This is a genomic window from Nitrospirillum guaranorum, assembly GCF_034653275.1.
GTDB lineage: Bacteria > Pseudomonadota > Alphaproteobacteria > Azospirillales > Azospirillaceae > Nitrospirillum.
Map to the genome: position 1 here is coordinate 1170269 of NZ_JAYEES010000003.1, position 25786 is coordinate 1196054.

Annotated in this window: 22 protein-coding genes and 1 riboswitch; of the genes, 11 read left to right on the top strand and 11 right to left on the bottom strand. The window is 67.9% G+C overall.

What is annotated here, in order from left to right; all coding sequences use genetic code 11:
- Nucleotides 1–10: 10 nt before the first annotated feature.
- The 4 genes from UAJ10_RS14275 to UAJ10_RS14290 form a co-directional block, all read right to left on the bottom strand.
- Complete coding sequence (locus UAJ10_RS14275) at nucleotides 11–6163, bottom strand: autotransporter domain-containing protein (protein WP_322915961.1); 6153 nt, start codon at nucleotides 6161–6163, stop codon at nucleotides 11–13.
- A 425-nt stretch (nucleotides 6164–6588) separates the two neighbouring features.
- Nucleotides 6589–7026, bottom strand: coding sequence for an NUDIX hydrolase (locus UAJ10_RS14280; RefSeq protein WP_322915962.1), 438 nt, complete (start codon nucleotides 7024–7026; stop codon nucleotides 6589–6591).
- Between the two features lie 328 nt (nucleotides 7027–7354).
- Nucleotides 7355–8227, bottom strand: a complete 873-nt coding sequence (locus UAJ10_RS14285; RefSeq protein ID WP_322915963.1) for a DUF3108 domain-containing protein — start codon at nucleotides 8225–8227, stop codon at nucleotides 7355–7357.
- 68 nt (nucleotides 8228–8295) lie between these two features.
- Nucleotides 8296–8868, bottom strand: coding sequence for a YqgE/AlgH family protein (locus UAJ10_RS14290; protein ID WP_322915964.1), 573 nt, complete (start codon nucleotides 8866–8868; stop codon nucleotides 8296–8298).
- A 325-nt stretch (nucleotides 8869–9193) separates the two neighbouring features.
- Here UAJ10_RS14290 and UAJ10_RS14295 point away from each other — a divergent pair, with 325 nt between their 5' ends.
- Nucleotides 9194–9676: a peroxiredoxin gene (locus UAJ10_RS14295; protein WP_322915965.1), complete on the top strand. Its 483-nt coding sequence runs from the start codon at nucleotides 9194–9196 to the stop codon at nucleotides 9674–9676.
- A gap of 181 nt (nucleotides 9677–9857) precedes the next feature.
- Here UAJ10_RS14295 and rnhA read toward each other — a convergent pair whose 3' ends face one another.
- Entirely contained in the window at nucleotides 9858–10334 is a 477-nt protein-coding gene (rnhA, locus tag UAJ10_RS14300) for a ribonuclease HI (protein ID WP_322915966.1), read from the bottom strand.
- Nucleotides 10331–11323 carry a homoserine kinase gene (locus tag UAJ10_RS14305; protein ID WP_322915967.1) on the bottom strand — a complete coding sequence of 331 codons (993 nt, stop codon included), beginning with the start codon at nucleotides 11321–11323 and terminating at the stop codon, nucleotides 10331–10333. The genes rnhA and UAJ10_RS14305 overlap by 4 nt, the downstream gene beginning before the upstream one ends.
- Before the next feature lie 308 nt (nucleotides 11324–11631).
- Between UAJ10_RS14305 and UAJ10_RS14310 the strand changes: the two genes are divergently transcribed.
- The 3 genes from UAJ10_RS14310 to UAJ10_RS14320 all read left to right on the top strand — a co-directional run bounded on the left by UAJ10_RS14310 (nucleotide 11632) and on the right by UAJ10_RS14320 (nucleotide 12917).
- The gene (locus UAJ10_RS14310) at nucleotides 11632–11775 is read left to right on the top strand and encodes a hypothetical protein (protein ID WP_322915968.1); all 144 of its coding nucleotides are present in this window, start codon (nucleotides 11632–11634) and stop codon (nucleotides 11773–11775) included.
- Nucleotides 11776–11871: 96 nt separating this feature from the next.
- A complete protein-coding gene (locus tag UAJ10_RS14315; RefSeq protein WP_145611356.1) occupies nucleotides 11872–12549 on the top strand; it encodes a PspA/IM30 family protein in 678 nt (225 codons plus the stop codon).
- A 95-nt stretch (nucleotides 12550–12644) separates the two neighbouring features.
- Nucleotides 12645–12917 carry a PspC domain-containing protein gene (locus UAJ10_RS14320; protein ID WP_322915969.1) on the top strand — a complete coding sequence of 91 codons (273 nt, stop codon included), beginning with the start codon at nucleotides 12645–12647 and terminating at the stop codon, nucleotides 12915–12917.
- A 242-nt stretch (nucleotides 12918–13159) separates the two neighbouring features.
- Here UAJ10_RS14320 and UAJ10_RS14325 read toward each other — a convergent pair whose 3' ends face one another.
- Nucleotides 13160–13747 (bottom strand): methylated-DNA--[protein]-cysteine S-methyltransferase, encoded by a 588-nt coding sequence (locus UAJ10_RS14325; RefSeq protein WP_322915970.1) that lies wholly within the window; start codon nucleotides 13745–13747, stop codon nucleotides 13160–13162.
- 43 nt (nucleotides 13748–13790) lie between these two features.
- Nucleotides 13791–14738: a 4-hydroxy-3-methylbut-2-enyl diphosphate reductase gene (gene ispH, locus UAJ10_RS14330; protein WP_322915971.1), complete on the bottom strand. Its 948-nt coding sequence runs from the start codon at nucleotides 14736–14738 to the stop codon at nucleotides 13791–13793.
- 312 nt (nucleotides 14739–15050) lie between these two features.
- Between ispH and UAJ10_RS14335 the strand changes: the two genes are divergently transcribed.
- From UAJ10_RS14335 to UAJ10_RS14365, 7 genes are all read left to right on the top strand, one after another.
- A complete protein-coding gene (locus tag UAJ10_RS14335) occupies nucleotides 15051–15548 on the top strand; it encodes a hypothetical protein (protein WP_322915972.1) in 498 nt (165 codons plus the stop codon).
- Nucleotides 15549–15692: 144 nt separating this feature from the next.
- Nucleotides 15693–15799, top strand: a riboswitch (glycine riboswitch).
- 228 nt (nucleotides 15800–16027) lie between these two features.
- Nucleotides 16028–17143 (top strand): glycine cleavage system aminomethyltransferase GcvT, encoded by a 1116-nt coding sequence (gene gcvT / locus UAJ10_RS14340; RefSeq protein WP_322915973.1) that lies wholly within the window; start codon nucleotides 16028–16030, stop codon nucleotides 17141–17143.
- A 73-nt stretch (nucleotides 17144–17216) separates the two neighbouring features.
- The gene (gene gcvH, locus UAJ10_RS14345) at nucleotides 17217–17591 is read left to right on the top strand and encodes a glycine cleavage system protein GcvH (RefSeq protein ID WP_322915974.1); all 375 of its coding nucleotides are present in this window, start codon (nucleotides 17217–17219) and stop codon (nucleotides 17589–17591) included.
- Nucleotides 17591–18934, top strand: a complete 1344-nt coding sequence (gcvPA, locus tag UAJ10_RS14350; protein ID WP_322915975.1) for an aminomethyl-transferring glycine dehydrogenase subunit GcvPA — start codon at nucleotides 17591–17593, stop codon at nucleotides 18932–18934. The genes gcvH and gcvPA overlap by 1 nt, the downstream gene beginning before the upstream one ends.
- The gene (gene gcvPB, locus UAJ10_RS14355; protein ID WP_322915976.1) at nucleotides 18934–20487 is read left to right on the top strand and encodes an aminomethyl-transferring glycine dehydrogenase subunit GcvPB; all 1554 of its coding nucleotides are present in this window, start codon (nucleotides 18934–18936) and stop codon (nucleotides 20485–20487) included. Before gcvPA ends, gcvPB begins: the two co-directional genes overlap by 1 nt.
- A gap of 235 nt (nucleotides 20488–20722) precedes the next feature.
- The gene (locus UAJ10_RS14360; protein ID WP_322915977.1) at nucleotides 20723–21109 is read left to right on the top strand and encodes a hypothetical protein; all 387 of its coding nucleotides are present in this window, start codon (nucleotides 20723–20725) and stop codon (nucleotides 21107–21109) included.
- Between the two features lie 139 nt (nucleotides 21110–21248).
- Complete coding sequence (locus tag UAJ10_RS14365) at nucleotides 21249–22418, top strand: aminotransferase (RefSeq protein ID WP_322915978.1); 1170 nt, start codon at nucleotides 21249–21251, stop codon at nucleotides 22416–22418.
- 41 nt (nucleotides 22419–22459) lie between these two features.
- On the opposite strand, the gene UAJ10_RS14370 is transcribed toward UAJ10_RS14365, so the two are convergent.
- The 3 genes from UAJ10_RS14370 to trxB form a co-directional block, all read right to left on the bottom strand.
- Nucleotides 22460–22978: a PAS domain-containing protein gene (locus UAJ10_RS14370; RefSeq protein WP_322915979.1), complete on the bottom strand. Its 519-nt coding sequence runs from the start codon at nucleotides 22976–22978 to the stop codon at nucleotides 22460–22462.
- A gap of 414 nt (nucleotides 22979–23392) precedes the next feature.
- Complete coding sequence (locus UAJ10_RS14375; RefSeq protein WP_088871934.1) at nucleotides 23393–24307, bottom strand: LysR family transcriptional regulator; 915 nt, start codon at nucleotides 24305–24307, stop codon at nucleotides 23393–23395.
- Nucleotides 24308–24607: 300 nt separating this feature from the next.
- On the bottom strand, nucleotides 24608–25576 hold the full coding sequence (gene trxB, locus UAJ10_RS14380; RefSeq protein WP_322915980.1) for a thioredoxin-disulfide reductase: 969 nt from the start codon (nucleotides 25574–25576) through the stop codon (nucleotides 24608–24610).
- Nucleotides 25577–25786 lie beyond the last annotated feature (210 nt).

The window sequence follows — 25786 nt, forward strand, 5'->3', positions numbered from 1 at the left end:
TAACCCCGTCTCACCAGCTGAGACGGAAGCCGGCGGTGAAGACGTGGTCGGTCTCGTGCCGGCGCAGCGTGCCGTCGTAGTTGGCGTAGAGGTTCAGGTTGTTGCCTTCCTGCAGGGTCAGCCCGCCGCCGATGCCCAGCGCGTTGGCGCCGGTGCCGGGACCGGTGACGGCGAAGGTGGTGCCGGCAAGCGCGGCCTGGCTGGTCAGGGCCCGGTCGCGGAAGTCGTGCAGCCAGGCCGCGCGGATGGCCGGCGTGATCACGGTGCCGCCGTCCGTCTTCCAGCTGGCCGAGGCGCGGCCGCCCACGTTGCTCTGCAGCGCCGTGGCGTCCAGGTCCTGCAGCACCAGGTCCAGCGCCCCGGCGCCCGTCTCGGTGAAGCCGTCGCGGCCCACCTTCAGCCACTGGATGCCGGCCTGCGGCTCCAGCGTCAGGTTGGACACCCGCACCCGGTACCCGGCCGTGACACCCGCCGACAGCTCGTCCCCGGTCGTGTGGCCGAAGGCGGTGCGGCTGAGGCCGCCGAAGCCCATGGTCCGCGCCGTGTCGTACTGGTCGTAGGTGTAGCCGGCGTTGCCGGTCACGAACAGGCCGTCGCCGAGATCCACGTTGCCATAGGCCGACAGGCCGTAGCTGCTGGTCTCGTTGGACCCGCCCGAGGTGCTTTGCAGCAGCACGCCGGCCAGGCCCACGGTCACCCCCGGGGCCACCGTGCGGTCGCCGCCGAACAGGCCGCCGCCGGTGTTGCTGTGGCCGCCGGCGGCGTTGCCGTCGCTGTCCACCCGAGTGAACGCCCCCAGGCCCTGGGCCCAGAAGTGCCAGCCCTCCTCCGGCGCCGAGCCGGCCGCCGCCCCGCGCCCGTCCTCCACCGGCAGGGCGTCGCCGCCGCTGGCCATGCTGGTGTAGAGGGTGCGACCCACCAGCTGGGCCTGCATCGTGCCCTGCATGCCGCCCGCCACGCCGTCGCGCACCGCCGCCAGGCGCTGGCCCAGCACCTGGGTCGCCGCCAGGCCTCGGTTCAGGCTGTAGGCCACAATGTTGGCCTGGCTGCTGCCGCCGATCTGGGCCAGGGCGTCCAGCGACGCGCCCACCGTGGGCAGGCCGTAGAGGGCCTTCAGCACGGTGCCGAGGTCGGCGTTACCAGCCCCGGTCAGCCCCGCCACCACGCGGCCCATGGTCTGCTGGTTGGCGCTGGCCCCCAGGCTGGCCAAGCTGCCGTAGGTGGGGGTCACGTACAGGTCGATGGCGTTGCTGCCGTACAGCGCCGTGAACCGCGTGCCGGCCAATAGGCCCGACGCCGGCTGGGTGATGCCGGCGAAGGTGCCGGTCACGCCGCCCGCCGCCTGCACGATGGTGAAGTCCGTGCCCAGCCCGGGGGTGTAGGTGTTGCTGGCGCTGCCGGTCATGCCGCGCAGGTTTGGCTGCAGCACGGCGCCGGAGCCGATGACGTAGCTGCCGCCCGTGACCAGGACGCGCGAGTAGTTGCCGACCCCCTTGCCGGTGCCCGTGCCATCGATATCGATGGACAGCACCGACTGCGCGCCTTGCGTCAGGCCGTTGGTGAAGGTCAGGGTACCGGGCGAGTTGCCGGGGCGCAGCACACCGGCCACGGTGGCCGCCCCGGTGATGACGCCCGACCCGCGCAAGGTGCCGCCGCTGCCCACGGTGACGGGGCCGGAGGCGGTGCCGTTCAGGGCCACCAGGCCGCCGTTGACGGCCAGGGGTGCCTGCACGGTGCCGCCCAGGTTCAGGCTGCCGCCCTGGACCTGTACCGCCGTGGTGCCGGCGATGGTGGAACCGACACCTTGCGTCAGCGTGCCGCCGCTGATGGTGCCCAAGGTGGCGCTGCCGCCGGCCAGGGCGATGGTGCCGCCGCTGATGCTACCCACCGTCGGCGTGCCGCCGGTGATGGCCAGGGCGCCGCCCGTCATCTGGTCCAGGGTCCCGGCGCCGCCAGCGATGGTGGCACTGCCACCGGCCGTCAGGCGACTGTTGCCCACGCTGACGATCAGGTCGGTCTGGCCGCCGACCACCGTGCTGGTGACGGTGGTGGAACTGTAGCCGGGCGCCAGCGCGGTCACGCTGGCGTAGCTGGAGGCGGCGTCACCGGCCGCCACGATGGTGTAGGTCGCGCCGCTGGTCAGGCCGTAGGCGTATTGCGAGGTCAGCACCACGGTGGCGCCGCTGATGCTGGCGGTGCCGCTAACCTGCAGGCCGCCCACGGTGCCGCCGGCCGCCATGGCCGTCAGCGTCCCGCCCGCCTGGGCATAGGTACCGGTGATGGTGGTGGGGGCCGTCAGCACCAGGCTGCCGCCATTCTCCACCAGGGTGTGGCCGGCGATGCTGACACTGTCGTTCAGCACCAGGTTGCCGGCCAGCGTCACATTGCCGGCGGCGCTGGACAAGGTGCCACGGGCGCCATTGACGCCCGTCAGGGTGCCGAACACCGTGCCGCTGCCGCCGGTGATGGACAGGTCGGACGCGGCGGTGTGGATGACGTCGCCGGCGATGACGCCGGTGTTGGTGACCGGGCCCAGCGTGCCGCTGTCACGGATGGCCGCCACGGCGCCGGTGATGGTGCCGCTGTTGGTCAGGGTGCCGATGGTGCCGGCGTTGATGAGGCCCGTCTGGCCGCCCTGGATCAGCCCGCTGTTGGCTAGGGTGCCGATGACCGCCGTCGCCGCGCCGTTGTCGATGCCAGCCCCGGCCGCGCCCAGAATGGTGCCACGGTTCAGCAGCGTGCCGATGGTGCCGCCGACGGGACCGGTGGTGCTGACCACCGAACTGACCACCGTCTGTGGGCCGCCATAAAACGTGGATGTCACGGTGGACAGGGTGCTCGTCCCCGTCATGCCATTGACGATGCCGCTTTGGCCACCGGTGACCAGCCCAACATTGGTCAGCGTGCCGATGGTGCCGCCTCGGCTGCTCACCGTGCTGATGGTGGTGTAGCCCCAGTAGAAGCTGTTAGGCAGATAGTTATAAATGATGGTGGAGGACGTTACCGAGCCGATGTTGTGGACGCCGTCTCCTGTTCCGCCGGTGATAGTGCCGCTGTTGGCCAGCGTGTCGATCCGGCCCGCCACCTGAACGCCATTCACGCCACCACCAAGGACGCCGTTATTGATGAGCGTTCCAATGCTTCCGGAATGAGTAGCCGCAGTGCTGGAATAGGTGGACGTCTGGCCCAGACTGACCGCGGCGATGCCACCGTGGATAACGCCCTCGTTATCCACGGCGCCAACGGTGCCCAAGACCTGCAGGCCGGCGCCCGGCGCTGTGATGGTGCCAGCCGCCAGATTGAGCAGGGTGCCCAGGGTGCCGCCGAGCACGGCGACGGCGGAGGCGAGGGTGGAGGTGCCCTGGTCGGCGATCAGCCCAGCGTTCCGCAGGGTATCAACCGGCCCGTTAAGCATGACGGCCGCTTGAGAGCCGGTGCCGATAAGCGAGCCGGCCGCCAGATTGTCAACCAGGCCGACGGTGCCCACCGCCACGCTGTTGTTCAGCGTCGTGCCGAACGCATAAAGGGCCATCGCCCCCGAAACCAGGCCGCTATTGGAAAGGGTACCGACATTGACACCGCTAAAAATGACGGCCGTCCCGGAAATCGAGGAGGCTAGCGTAGAACCGGTGGCGCTCAGGGTTCCGAGGTTGGTGATTTGGCCAATGGAGGGCGCGATGGTCGGGTAGGCGCTGAAATTGCTGGCGACGACCGCCCCTTGCGTGCCCGTGATCAAACCACGATTGACCAGGGTGGACAGCGTTCCCGACGAGACAAAGACGCCTCCGTAGCCCCCGGCAATGGTGCCCGTGGCCCCGTTGATCAGAGTATCAAGGGCCGGTGTGATGGAGCCGGGACCGTAATAGTAAGACCCAATCTCGACGCCGCCGTTGGTCGATCCTTGGATCAAGCCATCGTTGCTAAGCATGCCGATGTGGCTGGCGCCTGTCAGTTGGACCCCCGTGGCGCCCGTGATCGTTCCGGAGGCGCTGTTGGTCAGGGCGGTGATCTGCGCAGCGACGTAGTTGATCCCATAGGTGCCGTGAACGGCGTCGTACGTGTAAAATGAGCTCCCGCTGATCGAGATGCCGCTGCTGCTGCTGCCTAGCGTGGCGGCGATCAGGCCATTATTGATCAGCGTTCCAATGGTGCCCTGATACTGGATGCCGCCGTAGTAACCCTGGATGGTGCCGCCGGCCGCATTGGACAGGGTGCCGATGCTGGCCGCCGAATACTCATAACTCGACGTCGCAGTGTTGTAAGACGACCTGAGGCCGCCGGTGATGGCGGCGTCGTTCCGGATCGTGATAAGGCCGCTGTTGCTCAGTGTCCCGACATCCGTACCGTTCAGGCTCAGACCGACCCAACCGGTGAGGGTGCCACCCGCCTCGTTCGTGATGACACTGGCCGTGGAGTTGCCGGCAAGGTACAGGCCATAGGAGTTGTAGGAGTAGGTGCCGATGGAGCCGATCAAGCCCGCATTGTCGAACGTTCCCACTGTGCCGCCGATGTAGACACCACCGGTGATGCTGGCGTTGGCCTTGTTGATCAGCGTGCCGATGGTGGAGTCCACGCTGGAATACGTGCTGCTATACGTCGTCCCGTTGGAGCTGAAAGTGGAGGTGCTGGCCCCGCTGAGATTCACGCTGCCCTGGATCATGCCGGCGTTGGTGAGCGTGCCGATGGAGGCGCCGGTCGCCATCAGACCGGCACCGCTACCGCCAGTGATCGTGGCGCCGGCCGCGTTGGTCAACTGGCCGATGGTGGAGGTCACCGCGCCGGAGACATAGCTGTAGCCCGTCCCGTTGCTGGAATAGGTGGAGGGGCTCGCGGCGCCCAGGTTGACGCCGCCGCTGATCAGGCCGGCGTTGTTGAACGTGCCGATGGAGGACGCTTTGGCGGCCAGGCCCCCCGAGATGGTGCCGCCGGCCTGGTTGTTGATGGTGCCGATACTGCTGGGCAGCACGGTCGTGTTGGACCCGTAGTTGATGTACGCGCCGAGATTGACGCCCCCGCCAATGCCGCCCGCGTTGGTGAACGTTCCGATCGTCGCGCCTTGCGCGTACAGGCCGCCGGCGATGGTGGCACCGGCCTGGTTGTTGATCGTACCGATAGTGCTGGGGGTTATGGCCAGGACGGAGCCGATGTAAACGCTGCTCGCGCCCAGATTGACGACGCCGCCGTAAACATAGGTGTTGGGGGCTGGTGTGATCGTGCCGCCGTTAATCAAGCTGCCGATACTGCCTCCGGTCAGACTGACCCCTGCCAGACTTCCACCCACCTCATTGTGAAGGCCGCCGATTGTGGCCTGCGTCCCCGTGATGGAGCCGGTGATCAGGCCCGCATTGTCGATAATGCCGATCGTGCTCCCACCCCCACGGACCGAGATGTCCCCGGCGATGGTGCCGCCGGCATTGTTCATGATGGCGCCGATTCCCCCAGGGGCCACGACCGACTGTGTCGTGTAAATCGATCCATTGAAAGAGGACGAATAAAGTGTGGCGCTGCCAACGATGATCGGGGCGCTGCCAAAGCCGGCTTGTGCGATGATCTGGCCCGAATTGACCAGGGTACCTATCGTGCTGCCCGTGAAGTTGATCCCGCCGTCGATTACGCCGCTGGCGCTGTTGGTCAGCGTGCCGACGGTGACGGTCTGTAAGCCCGAGTCAGCCAAGAGCTGGGCCGCGCCGGTGATGGCCGATCCCCAGCCATATAAGGAAGAGCTCTTGATGGTGCCATTGTTCGCAATGGTGCCGATGGTGGCGCCACTGATCTGGATGCCCGAAGCTTCCCCGCTTCCCAGAATGCTGGCGCCCGCGCCGTTGCTCAGCAGTCCAATCGTGGCGGGTTGGTAGGAGCCAGCGATGGTGGCGCCATGGATGGTTATGCCAACGCCGTAAAACCCTGGAAAATGCCCAGTCAGCTTGATGACGCCGGTGTTGGCGATCATCCCCACTGAGCCGGAGGCGTTGACCGCCGCGATGAACGTGCTGGTGCTGATGGTGCCGCTGTTCGTCAAATTGCCGGAAGTGATGGTCACGGCCGCAGACGTGCCGGTGACGTTGATGTCCGCACGCGCCGGATGGTGCCACGATGTGGCGAGCGCCAGGACGGAGGCGCCGAGCAGCAGGGCCTTGGAACGGGTCGGGGTGGCGGTGCGCATGGTGCGAAATGCTCCTAAAACATGGATTTCGGTGTCAAGGACAGGCCCAGCGGCGGAAGGCGCGCCGCTGCGGATATCAATCGCGGAGAAATACGGGGGGGGCGTTAGCCCGGTGAAATCGGGCTTGGCGGCGTCCGAAAGGCGCCTGCAACCGGTCTAGGAGGCGCGGGGGACCTCAGGCGAATGCGACCCGGATCATGCATATCGGTTCACAGCCCATCTCTTATACATTTTGGCCGACATAATATAACAAACGGATAATTTGTTAATTCATTTTTGCAAATGGGGATGCGTACGCTGGCGAACGGTCGCCCGGCTATGGTGCGTTTGCGGATGGTAATACCACTGTAGTGCATTGAGGGCGGGACATGGAGATCCGCCAAGGCACCGGAAGACCGGCGCCCGGGACTCGGGTGGGCCGGACCTCAGCCGTCCTCGTCCACCGCCATGCTGGCCAGCGACAGCAGAATGCCGACCAATCCGCCCTCGGCCACCATCAGGGCGGCCTGGGATGGGCTGACCCAGCGGCGTTCGCGCTGGCCTTTTTCCGGCCAGTCCTCCAGCTCACGCTCCACCTCGAACAGGTAGGCGTCCACGGCGCAGGGCAGGCGCTTGCCCGTGGGCATGACCTTGTAATAGTGGAAGGTGCCGAGCGGCTTCTTGTGAATGGTGCCGATCAGGCCCGCCTCTTCGAACGCCTCGTTGGCGGCCACGCCCCGCGCGTTCAGCTTCTTCTCCGGCCAGCCCTTGGGCACCACCCAGCGCCGCGTCTCCCGCGAGGTGATCAGCATCACCTGCAGCTGCCCATCCTGCACCCGGACGGGAATGGCGGCGTACTGGCGTTCGGTGGCCTCGCAGCCCATGGCTGGCTGATCCGGAACGAGAAGGGGGGCGGCGTGGGACAGGGGGGCGGAACCTTGTCGCGAAGGGGGATGTCCAAAGGGGGGAAGGCAACCGCGGAGGCGGGGCCGATCTCCTACAATCATACACCCGCGTCCTTGTTTCATATAATCCCTGAACGGTTGCCAAGCCGTAAACGTTTTCAGTCGTCTAAGACCAAAATTCGCCCGGGCGCGCCCCAGCGGCCGATGGGGCGCCCGTGCGGCCTATCCTGACCAGATGGTCAGGGGCAAAAAGGGGGGCCTCTCACGGTAAGGGAAAGGGGAGAGGGGCGACTCAGGCGGACCTGACTCAGGGCGAGGGCGGTAGGACATCGACCTGGGCCAGATGGCCGATGACATGGGTGAAGAACAGCTCCCCCGCTTCCAGCCGCACCGGCACCACCGGCCCGCCGGGCACCGGCCGGCCGACCCACAGGTCGAAGCCGCGCGGCTTGCCGTCCGGCGCCGCGGTCCAGAAGTTCTGGCTGCCCCGCGCCGCCGGCTGGAAGCCCGCCACCGGCAGGATGGCGACGTGGCAGCCGATGGTGTCGCCGTCGAACACCGTGTAGTCCGACCTTTCGATATGGCGGTGGGGCCGGCTTTCCATCAGCACGTCATAGCGGCGGCGGCCGTCATAGACGGGCAGGCGGCTGGCGCAGTCGCCGCCCTCGGCATGGCGGCTGATGGCGACGGCGGCGCTCAGCAGGTCGACCGTGCCGGGGCGCTGGTCCGCCGGTACGGCGTTGGCGTCGTCGGGCGAGGGCGGTGGTGTCTGGGTGAAGGTCACGGCCGTGTCGCGCGTGCCATAGGGGGCCGCGTAGCTCAGCGTCGCGTCCCAGCTTTTGTCCCGCAGGGTGCGCAGGCTATGGAAGTGGCGCGGGGCGACGCCGTTGACGCCGCCGAAGCGTCCATCCGCCTCGGCGGTGTAGGACCACTTGATCAAACGGGCCAGCATGTCGCCGGCTTCCGCCGCAACGGTCACGCGGTAGTCCTCGCCCCTGATCTCCGTCTCCAGGGTCATGCGGCCCATCTTCAGCCCGCCGACGTACACGTCATAGCCCAGGCGCAGGTGCTGCGGGGTTTCAGCCGCCCGGCCGGGGAGGGGGACGGAGAGCGGAATGGCCAGTACGGACAGCGCCAGGGTGGCGGCGCGAACGGAACGGGGAGGGGCGATGAACGTCATGCCCGCCATCCTGGGCGGTGAAGATGGCGGCGGCAAGGCATGCGGGGAGAGGCGTGCGGGGAAGGCCGTCAGGCGTGCCCCACCTCGGCCGACAGCATGGGCAGGCTGACGCCCAGCTTGGCGATGGCCCGTTCCCACTTGGTGTCCATGTCGTCGTCGAACAGCAGGGTGGCGTCGGCCGGCACGTGCAGCCAGCCGTTGGCCTGCATCTCCTGGTCCAACTGCCCGGCCGCCCAGCCGGCGTAACCCAAGGCCAGCAGGCACTTGCGGGGGCCGCGCCCTTCCGTGATGGCGCGCAGGATGTCGACCGTGGCGGTCAGCGCCACCTCATCCTCCACCCGCAGCGTCCCTTCGCGCTGGTAGTCGGTGCTGTGCAGCACGAAGCCCCGGCCCGGTTCAACGGGCCCGCCGAAATGCACGCGCAGGCGGTCGTCCGGGTCACCACCATCGATGCCCAGCTGCTCCAGCAGGCCGCCGGCGTCGATGCCGTCGAATAGGCGGTTGATCACCAGGCCCATGGCGCCGTCGTCGGTATGGGCGCAGACGTAAATGACGGTGCGGGCAAAACGTTCATCCGGCATGGAGGGCATGGCGACCAGCAGTTGCCCGGTCAGGAAACGTCGGATGGTGGTGTCCTTCATGGGCGGCGCCTTCCCTTGTCACCCGGTTCTTCGCCAGACGCGACCACCGGGGGCCGGCCCCTGTGGCCGGCGCTGTCATACTGCCTGTCCATGCGTTCAGCGTAGCATGGCCATATCGTTCCGTCGCCCCCGTGGGGGAGGGAACCGTGCCTATTCAGGTCATATTGCGCGCCGGCGCCGGCTGACAAGGGGTGGATGCCCGTTTCCCTTGCCCATGTGGCCCCGTGGGACATAGAACCACAGGGCCTGAACCATTCCAGCGCCTCCGGCATTTTACGCTCCAGGCCAGACGTCCCAGGCCAAACATCAACGGGAGTTCCAGTCCATGACCATCCAGGTTGGCGATACCTTCCCCAGCGTCTCGGTCAAGCACCTGACTGAAGCCGGCATGCAGGAAACCACCACCGACGCCCTGTTGAAGGGCAAGAAGGTCGTCCTCTTCGCCGTGCCCGGCGCCTTCACCCCCACCTGCTCCGCCAAGCACCTGCCGGGCTTCATCCAGAACGCCGGGGCGCTGAAGGCCAAGGGCGTCGACGCCATCATCTGCATGGCGGTCAACGACCCCTTCGTGATGCAGGCCTGGGCCAAGGCCAACGACGTGGGCGACACCGTGTTCATGCTGCCCGACGGCAACGGCACGCTGACCCGTGAACTGGGCCTCACCATGGACGGCACCGCCTACAACCTGGGCCACCGCAGCCAGCGTTTCGCCCTGGTCATCGACGACGGCGTCGTCACCCGCGTGGACGTGGAAAAGCCGGGCGCCTTCGAGGTGTCCAGCGCCGAGGCGGTGCTGAAGAACCTGTAAAACCAGCACGATAACGCCGAAAGGCCCGCGCCGGTTCCCTGACTGGCGCGGGCCTTTTCGCGGCACACCCTCAGTTTACCGCATACCGCCACGCCGGAGCATTCCGGGGGGCGTCAGCGAACTGAAATATGACGATTGACCGAGGCCACGGAATGCGGGCCCGGCGTCCGAGGGACCTGAACTATCTGCCGCGCGCTTCCGCCAGGCCCTCGCGCGCCAGCTGGTCGGCGCGTTCGTTCTCGGGGTGGCCGGCATGGCCGCGCACCCAATGGAACACCACCTCGTGCCGGTCGGCCTGGGCGGACAGGCGCTGCCACAGGTCGACGTTCTTCACCGGTTTCTTGTCGGCGGTGAGCCAGCCTTTGGCCCGCCAGCCGTGGATCCACTTGGTGATGCCGTCGCGCAGGTACTGGCTGTCGGTGTGCAGGTCCACCTTCACCGGGCGCTTCAGCGTCTCCAGCGCCTGGATGGCGGCCATCAGTTCCATGCGGTTGTTGGTGGTGTCGGGCTCCCCGCCCTTCAGCTCCCGCTCCGTGCCGTTCCAGCGCAGGATGGCGCCCCAGCCGCCGGGGCCGGGGTTGCCGCTGCAGGCGCCGTCGGTGAAAATCTCCACGCGCGGGCTGGTCGGTTTCGCGGCGGCAGTGGGTGTATCGGTCACGTCAAATCCTCCGGCGCCAGGCCGTAATCCGCCAGGCTGCGGGCCTGCTGGTGGAAGCGCAGCTTGTGCAGGTACTCCAGCGGGTCCTTGCGTTTCACCAGGGCGCCGGCGGGCGTGTTCACCCAATCATACAACCGCGTCAGCAGGAAGCGCAGGGCGCTGCCCCGGGCCAGCAGGGGCAGGGCCGCCACCTCGGGCGCCGTCAGCGGGCGCACCTTGGCGTAATTCGCCAGCAGCAGGCGCGACTTGGTGACGTTGAAGGCGCCGTCGGGCTCGAAACACCAGGCGTTCAGGCAGATGGCCAGGTCGTAGGCCAGCATGTCGCCGCAGGCGAAATAGAAATCGATCAGGCCGGACAGGGCGCCGTCGCGGAAGAAGACGTTATCCGGGAACAGGTCGGCATGGATGATACCTTGGGGCAGGCCGGGGCGCCCGTCCCGCCCGGGCCACAGGGCCGACAGGGCGGCCAGCTCTTCCGCCAGGGCCGCCTTCAGGCCGGGCTTCACGCCGTCAGCGCCGTCCGCCGTCGCCGCCACCAGGGCGCGCCAGCCGTCCAGCGACAGGCTGTTGGAGCGGGGGACGGGATAGTCGGCGCCGGCCAGGTGCAGTTGGGCTAGGGCCGTGCCCAGAGCGGCGCAATGCTCCGGCAGGATGCGCCGGGGCCACATGCCGGTGAGGAAGGTGACGATCACCGCCGGCCGGCCGGCCAGCACGCGCAGCGCCTCGCCGTCACGGCCAGGCACCGGCTGCGGGCAGGTGATGCCGCGCGCCGCCAGGTGGCGCATCAGTCCCAGGAAAAAGGGCAGGTCGGCCGGATTCACCCGCTTTTCATAAAGCGTGAGGATGTAGGGCCCGTCCGTCGTCACCAGCAGGTAGTTGGAGTTCTCCACCCCCTCGGCGATGCCCTTGCACGAGATCACCTCGCCGATCGCGTAATCGGCGATGAACGCGCGCAGTTCCTCATCGGTGACTTCGGTATAGACGGCCATGCCTTGCGAGGTAGCGGGATTTCCGGCCGGGGTCAATGGTCGCCGGCGGGTGTTGGGCGCCTGGGCCCGCAGTTTCGGGAAAGAGGATGGCCAGCCGATGGCGCGAATGGCGAATTCGGCGATTTAGTGGCGCAAACCGTCACGGCATTGTCCTCCGTGGCAGGGTGTTAAAAATTTTATTTAGCAAAAACAAGGCATTATTGCCTGATGCGGAAACTGGCACGGCGGTTGCTTTTAAGGGGACATGGCCGACACCGCCACCGGCGACCGGCCCCCGAGACAACCGAGCTTCGCTCACGGAGATTGAAATGACCGACCTGACCATGACCAGCACCCGGACCTTTACCGCCCATGCCGGCCACACCCCCCGGGGCCTGGCCGCCGCCATCCGGCACCTGCCGCTGCTGGCCGTGACCGCCCTGCTGTCGGTCGCCATCCTCAGCGTGTTTTAAGGCCCTGTCCTAAGTACCGCCCTCCGGGTGCCGCCCTTGGGGGCCGCCCCTAGGGGCCCCTTCGTCCGCCACCGCCTCATCTCAAGGACGCCTGCCATGGGACTGTTTTCCCGCCTCGGCGACATCATCGATGCCAACCTGAACGCCATGCTGGACCGGGCTGAAGACCCGGAGCGTCTGATCGGCCTGGTCATCCAGGAGATGGAGGACACGCTGGTGGAGGTGCGGGCGGAAGCCGTGCGCTCCATGGCCCGCCGCAAGGAGCTGGAGGCCCGCTACCGCGATGTCGAGTTCGAACTGCTGGAATGGGACCGCAAGGCCGAACTTGCGGTGACCAAGGGCCGCGAGGATCTGGCCCGGGGCGCCCTGGTGGCCAAGGCCCGGCTGGCCGACGCCGCCGACCCCATCCGGCGCGAGATCCAAGCCATCAGCGACAGCCTGGCCAAGGGCGCCGACGACGTGGCGCGGCTGGAGGCCAAGCTGGCCGACGCCCGGGCCCGCCAGGGCAGCCTGATGGCCCGGCATCGCAGCGCCACCGCCCGCCTGCGCCTGCGCAGCCAGATCCACGACAACCGCCTGGAAGAGGCGCTGTCCCACTACGGCACCCTGCAACGCGACATCGACCTGCTGGAAAGCGAGGCCGAGGTCATGGAGATGGGCCGCCAGCCGCGCGGCCTGGCCGCCGAGATCGACGCCCTGGGCGACGACAAGGTGACCGCCGAGCTTGAGGCGCTGAAGGCCCGCGTGGCCAGCCGCGCCAATCCGCAAGGCTGAGTTTGAGACGACCACACGAACCGCGGCGCCCGCCGGCGCTTGGCCACACCAAACACCGGCGCACCGCGCGCCTTATGAACACGGGAGAGGGGATTATGAGGAGCTTTCAGCGTATTTCCGCCACCATGCGCCGTCATCGCCTGGCCAAGGACCCCAGCCGCGCCGTCCTGTTCGGCGTCTGCGCCGGCCTGGCGCGCTACACCGGCCTGCCGGCCACCTTCGTCCGCGTCCTGACGGTGCTGAGCCTGTTCTGTTTCTTCGGCGCCACCCTGGTGGTCTACGGCGTCCTGGCGCTGGTGCTGGACAGCGAATACGCCGACCGCGAGGACATCTACGTCAGCCGCAGCTTCTACCGCGCCCACTGGTAAGCCCATCGGCCCAGTGACGCTATCGGACGGTTCGCGGGGGACCGTCCCGACCGGCCCCCGCCGCTTCGGAAACCCGGGCCCAACAGGCCAGGGATACCCGGAACGCGGCGGGGGCCGGTTCCATTTCGGGCGTAAGTCCTGGCCGGCGACCGCCGGTCCCGGAGCTTTCCGGGGAGCGGAGCGGACTGGAAAGCGAGGAAGGCAAGGGCGCGGATGCGCCCGCCCGCCGTTTGAGGGTGGAATCAATTTCTGGGCTTGATGGCCAAGGGCAGCTGGTCGAACAGGCCGGGCGGTTCGTTCTCTGTCCTGGCCTGCTCGATGGCCAGGATGCGGAACTTGGTGTCGATGCCGCCCCGGGCGGAAAAGCCGCCCGTGCCGCCGCGCGCCGCCAGCACGCGGTGGCAGGGGATCAGGATGGGAATGGGGTTGTTGCCCAGCGCCTGGCCCACCGCCCGCGCCGCCTCTTTCGATGCGCCGATACGGCCGGCGACCGTGCCGTAGGTCAGCGTCTCCCCGCGTGGAATGGCGCGGGTGACGGCGTAGACCCTGACGGCGAAGGCATCGAGACCGGACAGGTCCAGCGGGATGTCGGCGATGTCCACCGCCGCCCCCGCCATCAGGGCGCGGATGCGGGCCCGGGCTTCGGTGATCACGGGCGGCAGGTCATGCTCCGCCGCCGCCAGGGCGCCGGGGAAACGCCGCGCCAGCCTGGCCTCGGCGCGCCCCGCATCGTCTTCCGGCAGTTGCGCGCCCACAATCCCGTCAGGTCCCCACACCAGCGCGCAAGCGCCGATGGCGGTGTCGAACAGGATATGGGCGCGTGTCGCCATGGGAAGCCAGGGCCATGGGAAGCCGGGGTTGAGGGGCCCCGGGTTACTCCGCCGCCAAGCCGCGCGGCAGCTTGAAGGTGATGTTCTCCACCGCCGTCACGACTTCCTCGATTTGGACGTCGTAACGCTCGCGGCAGGCCTCGATGACCTCCTGCACCAGGATGTCGGGGGCCGAGGCCCCGGCGGTGATGCCCAGGGTCTTCACATTGTCCATCAGGGACCAGTCGATCTGGGTGGCGCGCTGCACCAGCATGGAATTGGTGCAGCCGTGCTTGGCCGCCACTTCGACCAGGCGCATGGAGTTGGAGCTGTTGGGCGCGCCCAGCACCAGGATGGCGTCAGCCTTCTCGGCGATGGCCTTCACCGCCGTCTGGCGGTTGGTGGTGGCGTAGCAGATGTCTTCCTTGCGCGGGCCGGCGATGGCGGGGAAGCGGGCCTTCAGCGCGGCCACGATCTGCACCGTGTCGTCCACCGACAGGGTGGTCTGGGTGACGAAGGCCAGGTTCAGCGGGTCGTCCACCTGGACGGTGCGCACGTCCTCTTCCGACTCCACCAGCAGCACGGCGCCGGCCGGCAGCTGGCCCATGGTGCCCACCACCTCCGGATGGCCGGCGTGACCGATCAGGATGATCTGGCGGCCATCGGCGAAGTGGCGCTCCGCCTCCCGGTGCACCTTGGACACCAGCGGGCAGGTGGCGTCGAGGTACAGCATGTGGCGGTTCTCGGCCTCCGCCGGGACGGACTTGGGCACGCCATGGGCGGAGAACACGACGGGGCGGCCGTCCGGCACCTCGTCCAGTTCCTCCACGAAGATGGCGCCCTTGGCCTCCAGGCCCTGCACGACGAAACGGTTGTGCACGATCTCGTGCCGCACATAGACCGGCGCGCCATACCGCTGCAACGCCACCTCCACGATCTGGATGGCGCGGTCCACACCGGCGCAGAAACCACGCGGGGAGGCCAGGAGGATGTTGAGCGTCGGCTTGGTCATGGTGATTGGGTCTACTCGGTTCCGGTAAGCCCCGGGTACGGGGCCGATCATGGCGGCGGATCATAAAACGGCGCGTCCGTGGATCGCCAGCGCCGTTACGTTAAATCTCGTCGCCCTTCAATATAGGGACGGCGCAGTCGATGTCTTGTGCCGGTATGGCTGCTTCTCTATTGTCGCGGGGCCCCGACGCCGGCCGGCGTCCAACTCCAGACGAGCCCCGCTTCAATGAACATCCACACGGACACTAATATAGGTTCGCCCACCAGGAAAGGCACCCGCAGCCGCCTGGCCCTGCTTTTGGGGATGCCTCTCATGCTGTCGCTGGCGGCATGCGCCAACAAGAATGTCGGTTACCGCCCCGGCTGCCCGACCGTGGCCATCGTGCGCGACGCCTCGTCGGTGGGCGTGCCCGGCGCCAACGGCCAGCTGAGCTACACCGCGGTGATGCCCAACATCGAGGGCCGCTGCGAGTATAGCGAGAAGGGCGTCACCATGACCGAGAATCTGCGCGTGGGCGCCAGCACCGGTCCGGCCTACACCGGCGGCCCGCTGCCGCTGACCTATTTCGTCGCCGTCACCGATGCCGACCGCAAGATCCTGACCAAGCAGACCTACAACGTCACGCTGGACGTCAGCGCCGGCAGCGGCGGTTCGGTGGAGCGGCTGACCCAGTTCATCCCGCTGAACCCGGAAGTCGACGGCCGTTATTACGAGGTGCTGGTGGGCTTCCAGCTGTCTCCGGAGCAGCTGGAGGCCAACATCCGCTTCAATTCCAAGCCGCCGGCCCCGCCGGTTCCGGCCGGGAAGTAAGCGCACGAAGTTTGGTGTCAAGGTTCGACCGGCCGGGCAGGGGCGCCAGGGTCGGGGAACCACCAGGGTAAAGGCGGGTCGCGGGGCAGCGGCCCGCCTTTACTTTTTGGGCCCCATTGGATTAGGGTGCGCACGCGAAGCTGATGACATCTCGCGGGAGAGACCGGCCCCCAGTGGGCGACCCGCTTGGACCGGCGCCGAAGGAGCAACCGCCCCCGGAAACTCTCAGGCAAAAGGACCGCGAGGAAGAAGCGCATCTGGAAAGCGGCCCGGCCTCATAGCAACGCCTGAACCACCCCCTGGGGTGGCCTTCCGGCGTTCGAGGCCATGAAGCCCACCGACGGAGTAAGCGGGGACCTGCCTGGCGACAGGATTGGGGCACCCCCCGTGAATCTCTCAGGGTCCGGGACAGAGGGGGGCGAGCCCGCACGGAATCCGTCCGCGCGGGAGGAACTCGTCCGCCGGGAGTCCCAGCGCTTATGTCCAGTGAAACCGATTCGCCCCTGCTCGTTACCCCCCTGAACGCCCTGCACCGCGAGCTGGGCGCCAAGATGGTGCCCTTCGCCGGCTATGACATGCCGGTGCAGTACCCCCTGGGCGTGCTGAAGGAACATCTGCACACCCGGGAGCAGGCGGGCCTGTTCGACGTGTCGCACATGGGCCAGGTCATCCTGCGCGGCGACGGCGTGGTCGACGCCCTGGAAAAGCTGGTGCCTGGCGAGCTGAAGGCCCTGAAGGAAGGGCGCATCCGCTACAGCTTCTTCACCAACGACCAGGGCGGCATCCTTGACGACCTGATGATCGCCAACCGGGGCGACCACCTGTTCCTGGTGGTGAACGCCGCCTGCAAGGTGCCGGACATCGCGCACCTGGCGGCGGGAATGCCAGGCGTCGAGGTTGAATACCTGGGCGACGACCGGGGCCTGCTGGCCCTGCAGGGCCCCGTGGCGGCCACCGTGCTGGCGCGCTTCCTGCCCGAGGTCGCCACCATGCCCTTCATGTCCATGGTGAGCGCCAGCCTGAAGGGCATCCCCGTGACCATCGCCCGCTCCGGCTACACCGGTGAGGACGGGTATGAGATCGGCATCGACGCCGACCGCACCGAGGACGTCGCCCGCCTGCTGCTGGCGGAGCCCGAGGTGGCGGCCATTGGCCTGGGGGCCCGCGACAGCCTGCGCCTGGAAGCCGGCCTCTGCCTCTACGGCCACGACATCGACACCACCACCACGCCCGTGGAGGCCGGCCTGACCTGGGCCATCTCCAAGCGCCGGCGGGAGGAGGGGGGCTATCCCGGCGACGCCATCGTCCGCCGCCAGCTGGCCGAGGGGGCCGCGCGCTACCGCGTCGGCATCCAGCCGGAAGGCCGGGCCCCCGCGCGTGAACACACCGAAATCCAGGACGCCGGCGGCCAGACGGTGGGCGAGGTCACCTCCGGCGGCTTCGGCCCCAGCGCCAACGCCCCCGTCGCCATGGGCTACGTCACCGCCGCCAGCGCCGCCGTCGGTACGCCCCTGTCGCTGATCGTGCGCGGCAAGGCCCTGCCGGCCAAGGTCGCCAGCCTGCCGTTCGTGCCGCAGCGCTACTACCGCGGCTGATCCCCATCGCGCGGCCCGGCCGGTGCCGGGCCCGCCTTTGCTTATGAACGCCTTTCCCCCGAGGAGCAGAACCATGACCATCCGTTTCACCGAAGACCATGAGTGGATCAGCGTCGACGGCGACGTCGCCACCGTCGGCATCACCACCTTCGCCCAGGGCCAGCTGGGCGACGTGGTGTTCGTGGAGGTGCCCGAGGCCGGCCGCGCCCTGACCAAGGGCAAGGACGCCGCCGTGGTGGAATCGGTGAAGGCCGCCAGCGAGGTGTTCGCGCCGGTGGACGGCACGGTGGTCGAGGGCAACCAGGCCGTGGTCGATGAGCCGGCCCTGGTCAACAGCGACCCGCAGGGCGCCGGCTGGTTCTTCAAGATGACGCTGGCCAACCCGGCCCAGCTGGACGGCCTGATGGACCAGGCCGCCTACGACGCCTTCGTGGAAGGTCAGCACTGATGCGGTATCTGCCCCTGACCGAGGCTGACCGGCGGGAGATGCTGGCGGCCATCGGCGCCCCGTCGGTGGACGCGCTGTTCGGCGACGTTCCTGCCGCGGCCAACCTGAACCAGCCCATCGCCGGCCTGGCCCCGCACCAGGGCGAGCTGCAGGTGGAACGCGCCCTGTCGCGCCTGGCCGCCCGCAACGTGCCGGCGGGCAGCTGCCCCAGCTTCCTGGGCGCCGGCGCCTACCGCCACCATGTGCCGGCCTCGGTGGACCAGCTGCTGACGCGCGGTGAGTTCCTCACCAGCTACACGCCCTATCAGCCCGAGGTGACGCAGGGCACCCTGCAGTACCTGTTCGAGTTCCAGACCCAGGTGGCGCTGATCACCGGCATGGATGTGGCCAACGCCTCCATGTACGACGGCGCCACGGCCTGCGCCGAGGCGGTGCTGATGGCCAACCGCGTCACGCGCCGCAACCGCGCCGTGCTGTCCGGCGGCCTGCATCCGCACTACCGCGACGTCACCGCCACCACCACCGGCGTGCTGGGCGTGGACCTGGTGACCCTGCCGGCCGATCCCAAGGGGATCGAGGACCTGGCGGCGGCCATCGACGACAAGACGTCCTGCGTCGTCGTGCAGAACCCCACCCTGTTCGGCCATGTCGCCGACCTGACCCCCTTGGCCGAAGCCTGCCACGCCAAGGGCGCCCTGCTGGTGGTAGTGGTGACCGAGGTGGTGAGCTTGGGGCTCATGCCGTCGCCCGGCTCCATGGGGGCCGACATCGTGGTGGCCGAGGGCCAGAGCATCGGCAACGGCCTGAACTTCGGCGGGCCTTACCTGGGCCTATTCGCCACCCGCGACAAGTTCGTGCGCCAGATGCCCGGTCGCCTGTGCGGCGAGACGGTGGACGCGGACGGCAAGCGCGGCTTCGTGCTGACCCTGTCCACGCGTGAGCAGCACATCCGCCGCGAGAAGGCCACGTCCAACATCTGCACCAACTCCGGCCTGTGCGCGCTGGCCTTCACCATGCACCTGTCGATGCTGGGCGAGCTGGGCTTCACCGGTCTGGCGCGGCTGAACCACGCCAAGGCGGCGCAGTTGGCCGACAAGCTGGCCGCGGCCGGCGTGACCGTGCTGAACCAGGGCTTCTTCAACGAGTTCACCGTCCAGGTGACGGGCGACGCCGCCGCGCTGGTGGACAGGCTGGCGGCGGAACCGCTGCTGGCCGGCGTGCCTGTTTCCCGCCTGCACCCCGGCCAGGCGGACCTCGCCGACCTGCTGCTGGCGGCGGTGACGGAGACGACCACCGAAGACGACATGGACGCCCTCGTTCAGGCCCTGGGAGGCAAGCAGTGATGAACACCCAAGGACGCAAGACCACGCCCGACGTCGAGTCGGCGGCGGCCACCGACGTGGGCACCTACACCGGCAACCGTGCCCTGGTGCATGAAGAGCCGTTGATCTTCGAGCTGGACAACCCCGGCGTCACCGGCGTGGATCTGGAGGCGGCGCCCGCCGTCGCCAGCCGCCTGGGCGGCCTGAAGGCCCGTGAGGGCATCGGCCTGCCCGGCCTGTCGGAGCCGACGGTGGTGCGCCACTACACGCGGCTCAGCCAGAAGAACTTCGGCATCGACAGCACGATGTATCCGCTGGGCTCGTGCACCATGAAGCACAACCCGCGCCTGAACGAGAAGCTGGCCCGCCTGCCGGGCTTCGGCGACATCCACCCGATGCAGCCGCAGTCCACCGTCCAGGGCGCCCTGGAGTTGATCGATCAGCTGGCCCATTGGCTGAAGACCCTGACCGGCATGCCGGCCGTGGCCATGTCCCCGGCCGCCGGCGCCCATGGCGAGCTGTGCGGCCTGATGGCCATCCGCGCCGCGCTGCGGGCCCGGGGCGAGACCAGCCGCACCCGCGTGCTGGTGCCGGAGTCGGCGCACGGCACCAACCCGGCCACCGCCGCCTTCTGCGGCTTCACCGTGGACGCCATCCCGGCCGAGGCCAACGGCCGCGTCAGTGTCGAGGCGGTGAAGGCCAAGCTGGGCCCCGACGTCGCCTGCATCATGCTGACCAACCCCAACACCTGCGGCCTGTTCGAGCCCCAGGTGAAGGAGATCGCGGACGCGGTGCACGCCGCCGGTGGCTATTTCTACTGCGACGGCGCCAACTACAACGCCATCGTCGGCCGGGTGCGCCCGGCGGACCTGGGCGTGGACGCCATGCACATCAACCTGCACAAGACCTTCTCCACCCCGCACGGTGGTGGCGGCCCGGGTTCCGGCCCGGTGGTCCTGTCGGACGCATTGGCGCCCTACGCCCCGCTGCCCTACGTGGTGCATGGGGCCGACGGCTTCCGCCTGGTGGAGCATGAGGGCGAAGTGGAGCAGGGCGCCCAGCCCTTCGGCCGCCTGAAGGCCTTCCATGGCCAGATGGGCATGTTCGTCCGTGCCCTGGCTTACATCATGAGCCACGGCGCCGATGGCCTGCGCCAGGCCTCCAGCGATGCCGTGCTGAACGCCAATTACGTGAAGGCGCGGCTGCAGGACCTGATGAGCGTGCCGTTCGACGGCTACTGCATGCATGAGGCGCTGTTCGACGACCGCTTCCTGAAGGACACGGGCATCACCACCCTCGACTTCGCCAAGGCGATGATCGACGAAGGCTTCCATCCCATGACCATGTATTTCCCCCTGGTCGTGCACGGCGCCTTCCTGATTGAGCCGACGGAGACCGAGTCCAAGGCGACGCTGGACCAGTTCATCGGCGCCATGCGGCACCTGGCGGGCAAGGCCAAGGCGGGCGACGCCGCCCACTTCCTGGCGGCCCCCCGCTACACCCCCCGCCGTCGCCTGGATGAAACTGCCGCGGCGCGCAAGCCAGTCCTGCGCTGGACGCCGCCAGCGGCGTGACGACGGTTGGGGCCGGTTACCCCGGCCCCAGGATATGGCTGGGAAATGGGCGGAATCCTTGGATTCCGCCCTTTTTCTTTCGCCACTCGATTGGCTTACCCAATGGGGTTGCAGCGCACACAAATCGGCATTGCCCCAGGGGGGCCTAGCTTCCATCTCAATTTCGGCCAAATCTCCCGGCATCACTCACCACGCGGCCGATCGGATGCCGCGACTTTCCGCCGGGACCACCCCCATGTTGACCGTTGCCAGCTTGCCCAGGGTTGAGATCGCCCGCCTGCGCCGCCCGGCGCTGCAGGCGTCCGGCTGGCTGGTCATGGGCCTGGGCGTGCTGTCTCTGCCCATACCCGGCCCCGTCTCGACGCCGCTGCTGGCGGTGGGCGGCCTGATGGTGCTGCGCAGCTCGGTCTCGGCCCGCCGCCATTATGTGCGCGCCCGCGACCACGCCCCCCGGCTGGTGCGCCCGCTGTTCGGCCGTTTCGACGCCTGGCGCCACCGCCACCGCGCCGCCCAGGGCGCCCCGGTGCGCGTGCCCGCCAAGGTGCTGGCCGCCGCCAACGACGTCGCCGCCAACGACAGCGCCCGTGCCCTGGCGTTGCAGGCTCCCGCTGGCAACGCCTGAACCATCTCCTGCATTTTCCCAGCCGGGCCGGAGCGTGACCATCGCTTCGGCCCTTGCTTTTCAGCGCCTTGACCATTGCCTGTTTGCCCAGGACCATAGGCGCGGCCGCGCAAGGCTGAAAAGGTTGGGGAGATACTGGGTGCGATCGGGCAACGCCATCCTGTCGGGATACGGGACGACCATCTTCGAGGCCATGTCGCGGCTGGCGGGCGCGCACAACGCCATCAACCTGGGCCAGGGCTTCCCCGACGACCGGGGGGCGGAGGATGTGCTGCAGGTTGCCGCCCGCGCGCTGCTGGAGGGCAACAACCAGTACCCGCCCATGATGGGCCTGCCGGCCCTGCGCCAGGCCGTGGCGACCCATGCGGCCCGTTTTTATGGGCTGGATGTGGATTGGGAGCGGGAGGTGATGGTGACCTCCGGCGCGACGGAGGCGCTGGCCGCCTGCCTGTTCGGCTTGATCGAGCCGGGCGACGAGGTGGTGCTGTTCCAGCCGCTCTACGACAGCTACGTCCCCATCATCCGTCGGGCGGGCGGCATCCCCCGTTTCGTGCGCCTGCGGCCGCCGGGCTGGACCGTGGACCCGGACGAACTGGCCGCCGCCTTCAGCCCGCGCACCAAGCTGGTGGTGCTGAACAACCCCCTGAACCCGGCGGCCAAGGTCTGGTCGGCCGAGGAGTTGCAACTGCTGGCGGACCAGATCATCGCCCACGACTGCCTGGCGGTGTGCGACGAGGTCTATGAGCATCTGGTGTTCGACGGCCGCCGCCACGTGCCGCTGATGGCGCTGCCCGGCATGCGCGGGCGCACGTTGCGCATCGGTTCCGCCGGCAAGACCTTCTCCCTGACGGGCTGGAAGGTGGGCTACGTCACGGCGGCCCCGGACCTGTTGCAGCCGGTGGCCAAGGCGCACCAGTACCTGACCTTCAGCACCCCACCCAACCTTCAGGCGGCCGTGGCCTATGGCCTGGCCAAGGACGACGCCTATTTCGGCCTGTTGGCGGCGGCGTTGGAGGCCAAGCGCGACCGGCTGTCGGCGGGCCTGGTCTCCGCCGGCCTGCCGGTTCTGCCCTCGGAAGGAACGTATTTCGTGGTGGCCGACATCACCGGCGCGCGCGGCCTGCGCCCGGGCGAGGACGACGCGGACTTCTGCCGGCGCCTGACGACGGATGCCGGCGTGGCCGCCATCCCGGTCAGCGCCTTCTACGAGGAAGGGGCGCCCACGCACCTCATCCGCTTCTGCTTCAGCAAGCAGGACGCCATCCTGGACAGCGCGGTGATGCGCCTGAAGGAATTCTTCGGACGGTAAAACGGAATATTGAGGTAGCGCTACCAGCTGCGGCGCAAAAATCAGCCGATGACCTGCAGGCCCCGGCGCTTGCGGTCGAAGGCGCAGCCGACCAGCAGGCGGGCCACCTTGCCGTCCATGCCGCTGTGGGGCGATCCGCCCAGGGGCAGCACCACCAGCTCGGCGGCGGGAATGGTCATGGAGGGGATGGCCGGCAGGCTGCGGGTCTGGGGAAGGCCGTTGTCGGCGGATCGGCGCAGCATCTGGGCGAAGGGCACGGTGTTGGGGGAGGGGGGCAGGTCTTCCAGTTGCAGGCCGGTGGACTCACGGCGCAGCCACAGAACGTAGTCGGTGCCGACCCAGTGCAGGGTGAAGGCCATCTGGTTGGGCGCCACGTCCACCAGCATGATGCCGCCGGGCGAAACCGGCAGATCCACCACCTCGACCTCGGAAGCGCTGGGAAAGGCGCGGTCGCCGCGCAGGATGTCCCAATAGTCGTGCAGAAGGCGCAGAGTTGAATTCTGTATTTGTAAAGGGAAGCGGGCGACCGATGTCGCGCCCCAGGTGGCAGGTCCAGTCACTCTCGTCTCCCATCCTTACGTTCTACATGAGCGTCGCAAGTCGATGGGGCTATAACATTTGAGCCCGGACGGGACGCAAAACGGCAAAGGCCCGTCCTCATCCCGGCATGGAATGCGCGACGGCTGGAATGGATCAGGCAGATAAAAACCAGAGGGCCCAGGCCTGCGCATCGCAGTTGTCCTGGGAGTAACCCCGACGGGGTACTTCGCAACCACCAAGTAAAAAAACTGCCGGTAAGTCGAAGACTTACCGGCGAGTTGAACAGGGAGGCTTCACGTCTGGGAGACGTTGGGCCCGAAGGCCCACTCCAGGACGGGCATCCTGGAGGAAACATCGGATGCTGCGTCGCAACATCCGATGGCCAATATTTAATCTTTTGATGCCCCGTTTAAAGGGGTGATTAGCCGTCTCAGCTATGCGGTAGGCGCATGCGTCGCGGGGAATGTTTCGGCGACCTTCTTCACCAGGAAGTCGCGGAACACCGCGATGCGCTTGGAATGGCGCAATTCCTCGGCATAGACGAAGTAGGCGTCGATGCGCGGGCCCGTCACGTCCGGCAGGATGCGGACCAGGTCGGGGTTGCTTTCGGAAATGATGTAGTCGGGGATGGCCGCGATGCCCAGGCCGCTCTCCACCGCCTTGTACAGGGCGTACAGGCTGTTGACGCGGAAGATGGTGTCGCGCTCGCCGCCGGGCGGGTCGCCCAGGGCCAGCAGCCAGTTGATGTTGGGCACCGGCGCCTTGGCGTCGGACGGATAGGCGATGAGGTCGTGCTTCTGCAGATCCTCCACCGTTTCCGGCGTGCCGCGCTTCTCCAGATAGGTGCGGTGACCGTAGAGGTGGGTGCGCACCGTCATCAGGTGGCGCTGGATCAGGTCGGGCTGGCGCGGCGGCACCATGCGGATGGCGATGTCCGCCTCACGCATGGAGAGATCCAGCTCGTTATCGTCCAGCAGCAGGGTCAGCTGCACGTCGGGGTAGATCGACAGGAATTCCCGGATGCGCGGGGTCAGCCACGTGGAACCGAAGGCGACGGTGGTCGTCACCTTGAGCGGGCCCTTCGGGTGCTCCTTGCTTTCCGAGAGCATCGCCTCTGTCATGGACAGCTTGGCGAACACCTCGCGGGCGGTGCGGTACAGCAGCTCGCCCTGTTCGGTGAGGATCAGGCCGCGGGCGTGGCGATGAAACAGCGGCACGTGGAGGCTTTCCTCCAGCGCGCTGATCTGCCGGCTGACGGCCGATTGGCTGAGGTTCAGGGTCTCGCCAGCATGCGTGAAGCTGCCGGCCTCCGCCACCGCGTGGAAAACGCGAAGCTTGTCCCAGTCCATTCCCGGTCCTTATGCGTCAAAGACGTTGCGATCCCGGAGAGCGGGACCGTCGGAAATGACGGCCTCAAGCGGGCCGCCATGCAAAGAATATATACCCAGCTTGTCCAAGACGCTACCGATTGTGGGTGTCCACACGGTTAGGCCATAGACTGATAAGGCATTTTAGCACCGCATCGTGCCGTTTTGGCAACGCCCGGCTGGCGAATTCGCGAATGGATACCGCGAATTAGTACAAAGAAGGGCACCACCGTACCAGGACGGCGGTGCCCGCTTCGATGACTCGGGGATCTTGCGGGGGGCTCAGTGGCCGCCCAGGAAGCGCTCGGCCTCCAGTGCCGCCATGCAGCCCATCCCGGCGGCGGTGACGGCCTGGCGGAAGATCTTGTCCTTCACGTCGCCGGCGGCGAACACGCCCGGCACGTTGGTGCGGGTGCTGTCCGGGGCGGTGATGACGTAGCCCTCGTCATCCATCTCGACATGGCCCTTGAAGATGGCCGTGGCGGGGTCGTGGCCGATGGCGACGAACACGCCGTCCAGCGGCAGCTCACGCCCCCCGCCGGTCAGCGTGTTGCTGAGCGCCAGGCCGGTGACTTGCTTGGGGTTGTTGAGGTCGAAGCCGCCGTCGGCCGCCCCGCCCTTGCCCAGCACCCGGTCCACCTTGTGGTTCCACAGCACCTCGATCTTCGGGTTGGCGAAGACGCGGTCGTGCAGGATCTTCTCACCCCGGAAGGCGTCGCGGCGGTGGATCAGGGTGACCTTGGACGCGTGGTGCGTCAGGTACAGCGCCTCCTCCAGCGCGGTGTTGCCGCCGCCGATGACCGCCACTTCCTTGCCACGGAAGAAGAAGCCGTCGCAGGTGGCGCAGGCCGAGACGCCGGCGCCCTGGAATTCCTGCTCACCGGCCACACCCAGCCAGCGCGCCTGGGCGCCGGTGGCGATGATGACGGTGTCGGCCACGAATTCGTCGCCGCTGTCGGCCTTGCAGACGAAGGGGCGCTGGCTGAAGTCGACGGAGGTGATGACGTCGTAGACCAGGGTGGTGCCCACATGCTCGGCCTGCTGGCGCATCTGCTCCATCAGGTCGGGGCCCTGCACCGCCTGGGCGAAGCCCGGGTAGTTCTCCACCTCCGTGGTGATCATCAGCTGGCCGCCCGGCTGCATGCCCTGGACCAGGATGGGCTGGAGGTTGGCGCGGGCGGCGTAGATGCCGGCGGTGTAGCCGGCGGGGCCGCCACCGATGATCAGGACCTTGGTGCGATGGGTCGTCATGGGAACTGTTCCTGGCAGGGGAGGGGACCCCCTCGATTGGGGGCTGGGCCCTCGCCGCCCTCTAGATATGGTGGGGCAGGCGTGATGTTTCACTCAGACGCGGGACGATACCGGCAAGCGGCCCCGGGCTCAACGTCAGACGTCACAGAAAGGGGCCTGCGGTCCTGCCAAGGTGCGGGGGCTGGCGGGCTTGGGGTGCGGCCATTCCCC

Coding starts and splice junctions, on each gene's coding strand:
- UAJ10_RS14275 (WP_322915961.1), bottom strand. CDS start 6,163: ATGCGCACCGCCACCCCGACCCGTTCCAAGGCCCTGCTGCTCGGCGCC.
- UAJ10_RS14280 (WP_322915962.1), bottom strand. CDS start 7,026: ATGGGCTGCGAGGCCACCGAACGCCAGTACGCCGCCATTCCCGTCCGG.
- UAJ10_RS14285 (WP_322915963.1), bottom strand. CDS start 8,227: ATGACGTTCATCGCCCCTCCCCGTTCCGTTCGCGCCGCCACCCTGGCG.
- UAJ10_RS14290 (WP_322915964.1), bottom strand. CDS start 8,868: ATGAAGGACACCACCATCCGACGTTTCCTGACCGGGCAACTGCTGGTC.
- UAJ10_RS14295 (WP_322915965.1), top strand. CDS start 9,194: ATGACCATCCAGGTTGGCGATACCTTCCCCAGCGTCTCGGTCAAGCAC.
- UAJ10_RS14305 (WP_322915967.1), bottom strand. CDS start 11,323: ATGGCCGTCTATACCGAAGTCACCGATGAGGAACTGCGCGCGTTCATC.
- UAJ10_RS14310 (WP_322915968.1), top strand. CDS start 11,632: ATGACCGACCTGACCATGACCAGCACCCGGACCTTTACCGCCCATGCC.
- UAJ10_RS14315 (WP_145611356.1), top strand. CDS start 11,872: ATGGGACTGTTTTCCCGCCTCGGCGACATCATCGATGCCAACCTGAAC.
- UAJ10_RS14320 (WP_322915969.1), top strand. CDS start 12,645: ATGAGGAGCTTTCAGCGTATTTCCGCCACCATGCGCCGTCATCGCCTG.
- UAJ10_RS14325 (WP_322915970.1), bottom strand. CDS start 13,747: ATGGCGACACGCGCCCATATCCTGTTCGACACCGCCATCGGCGCTTGC.
- ispH (WP_322915971.1), bottom strand. CDS start 14,738: ATGACCAAGCCGACGCTCAACATCCTCCTGGCCTCCCCGCGTGGTTTC.
- UAJ10_RS14335 (WP_322915972.1), top strand. CDS start 15,051: ATGCTGTCGCTGGCGGCATGCGCCAACAAGAATGTCGGTTACCGCCCC.
- gcvT (WP_322915973.1), top strand. CDS start 16,028: ATGTCCAGTGAAACCGATTCGCCCCTGCTCGTTACCCCCCTGAACGCC.
- gcvH (WP_322915974.1), top strand. CDS start 17,217: ATGACCATCCGTTTCACCGAAGACCATGAGTGGATCAGCGTCGACGGC.
- gcvPA (WP_322915975.1), top strand. CDS start 17,591: ATGCGGTATCTGCCCCTGACCGAGGCTGACCGGCGGGAGATGCTGGCG.
- gcvPB (WP_322915976.1), top strand. CDS start 18,934: ATGAACACCCAAGGACGCAAGACCACGCCCGACGTCGAGTCGGCGGCG.
- UAJ10_RS14360 (WP_322915977.1), top strand. CDS start 20,723: ATGTTGACCGTTGCCAGCTTGCCCAGGGTTGAGATCGCCCGCCTGCGC.
- UAJ10_RS14375 (WP_088871934.1), bottom strand. CDS start 24,307: ATGGACTGGGACAAGCTTCGCGTTTTCCACGCGGTGGCGGAGGCCGGC.
- trxB (WP_322915980.1), bottom strand. CDS start 25,576: ATGACGACCCATCGCACCAAGGTCCTGATCATCGGTGGCGGCCCCGCC.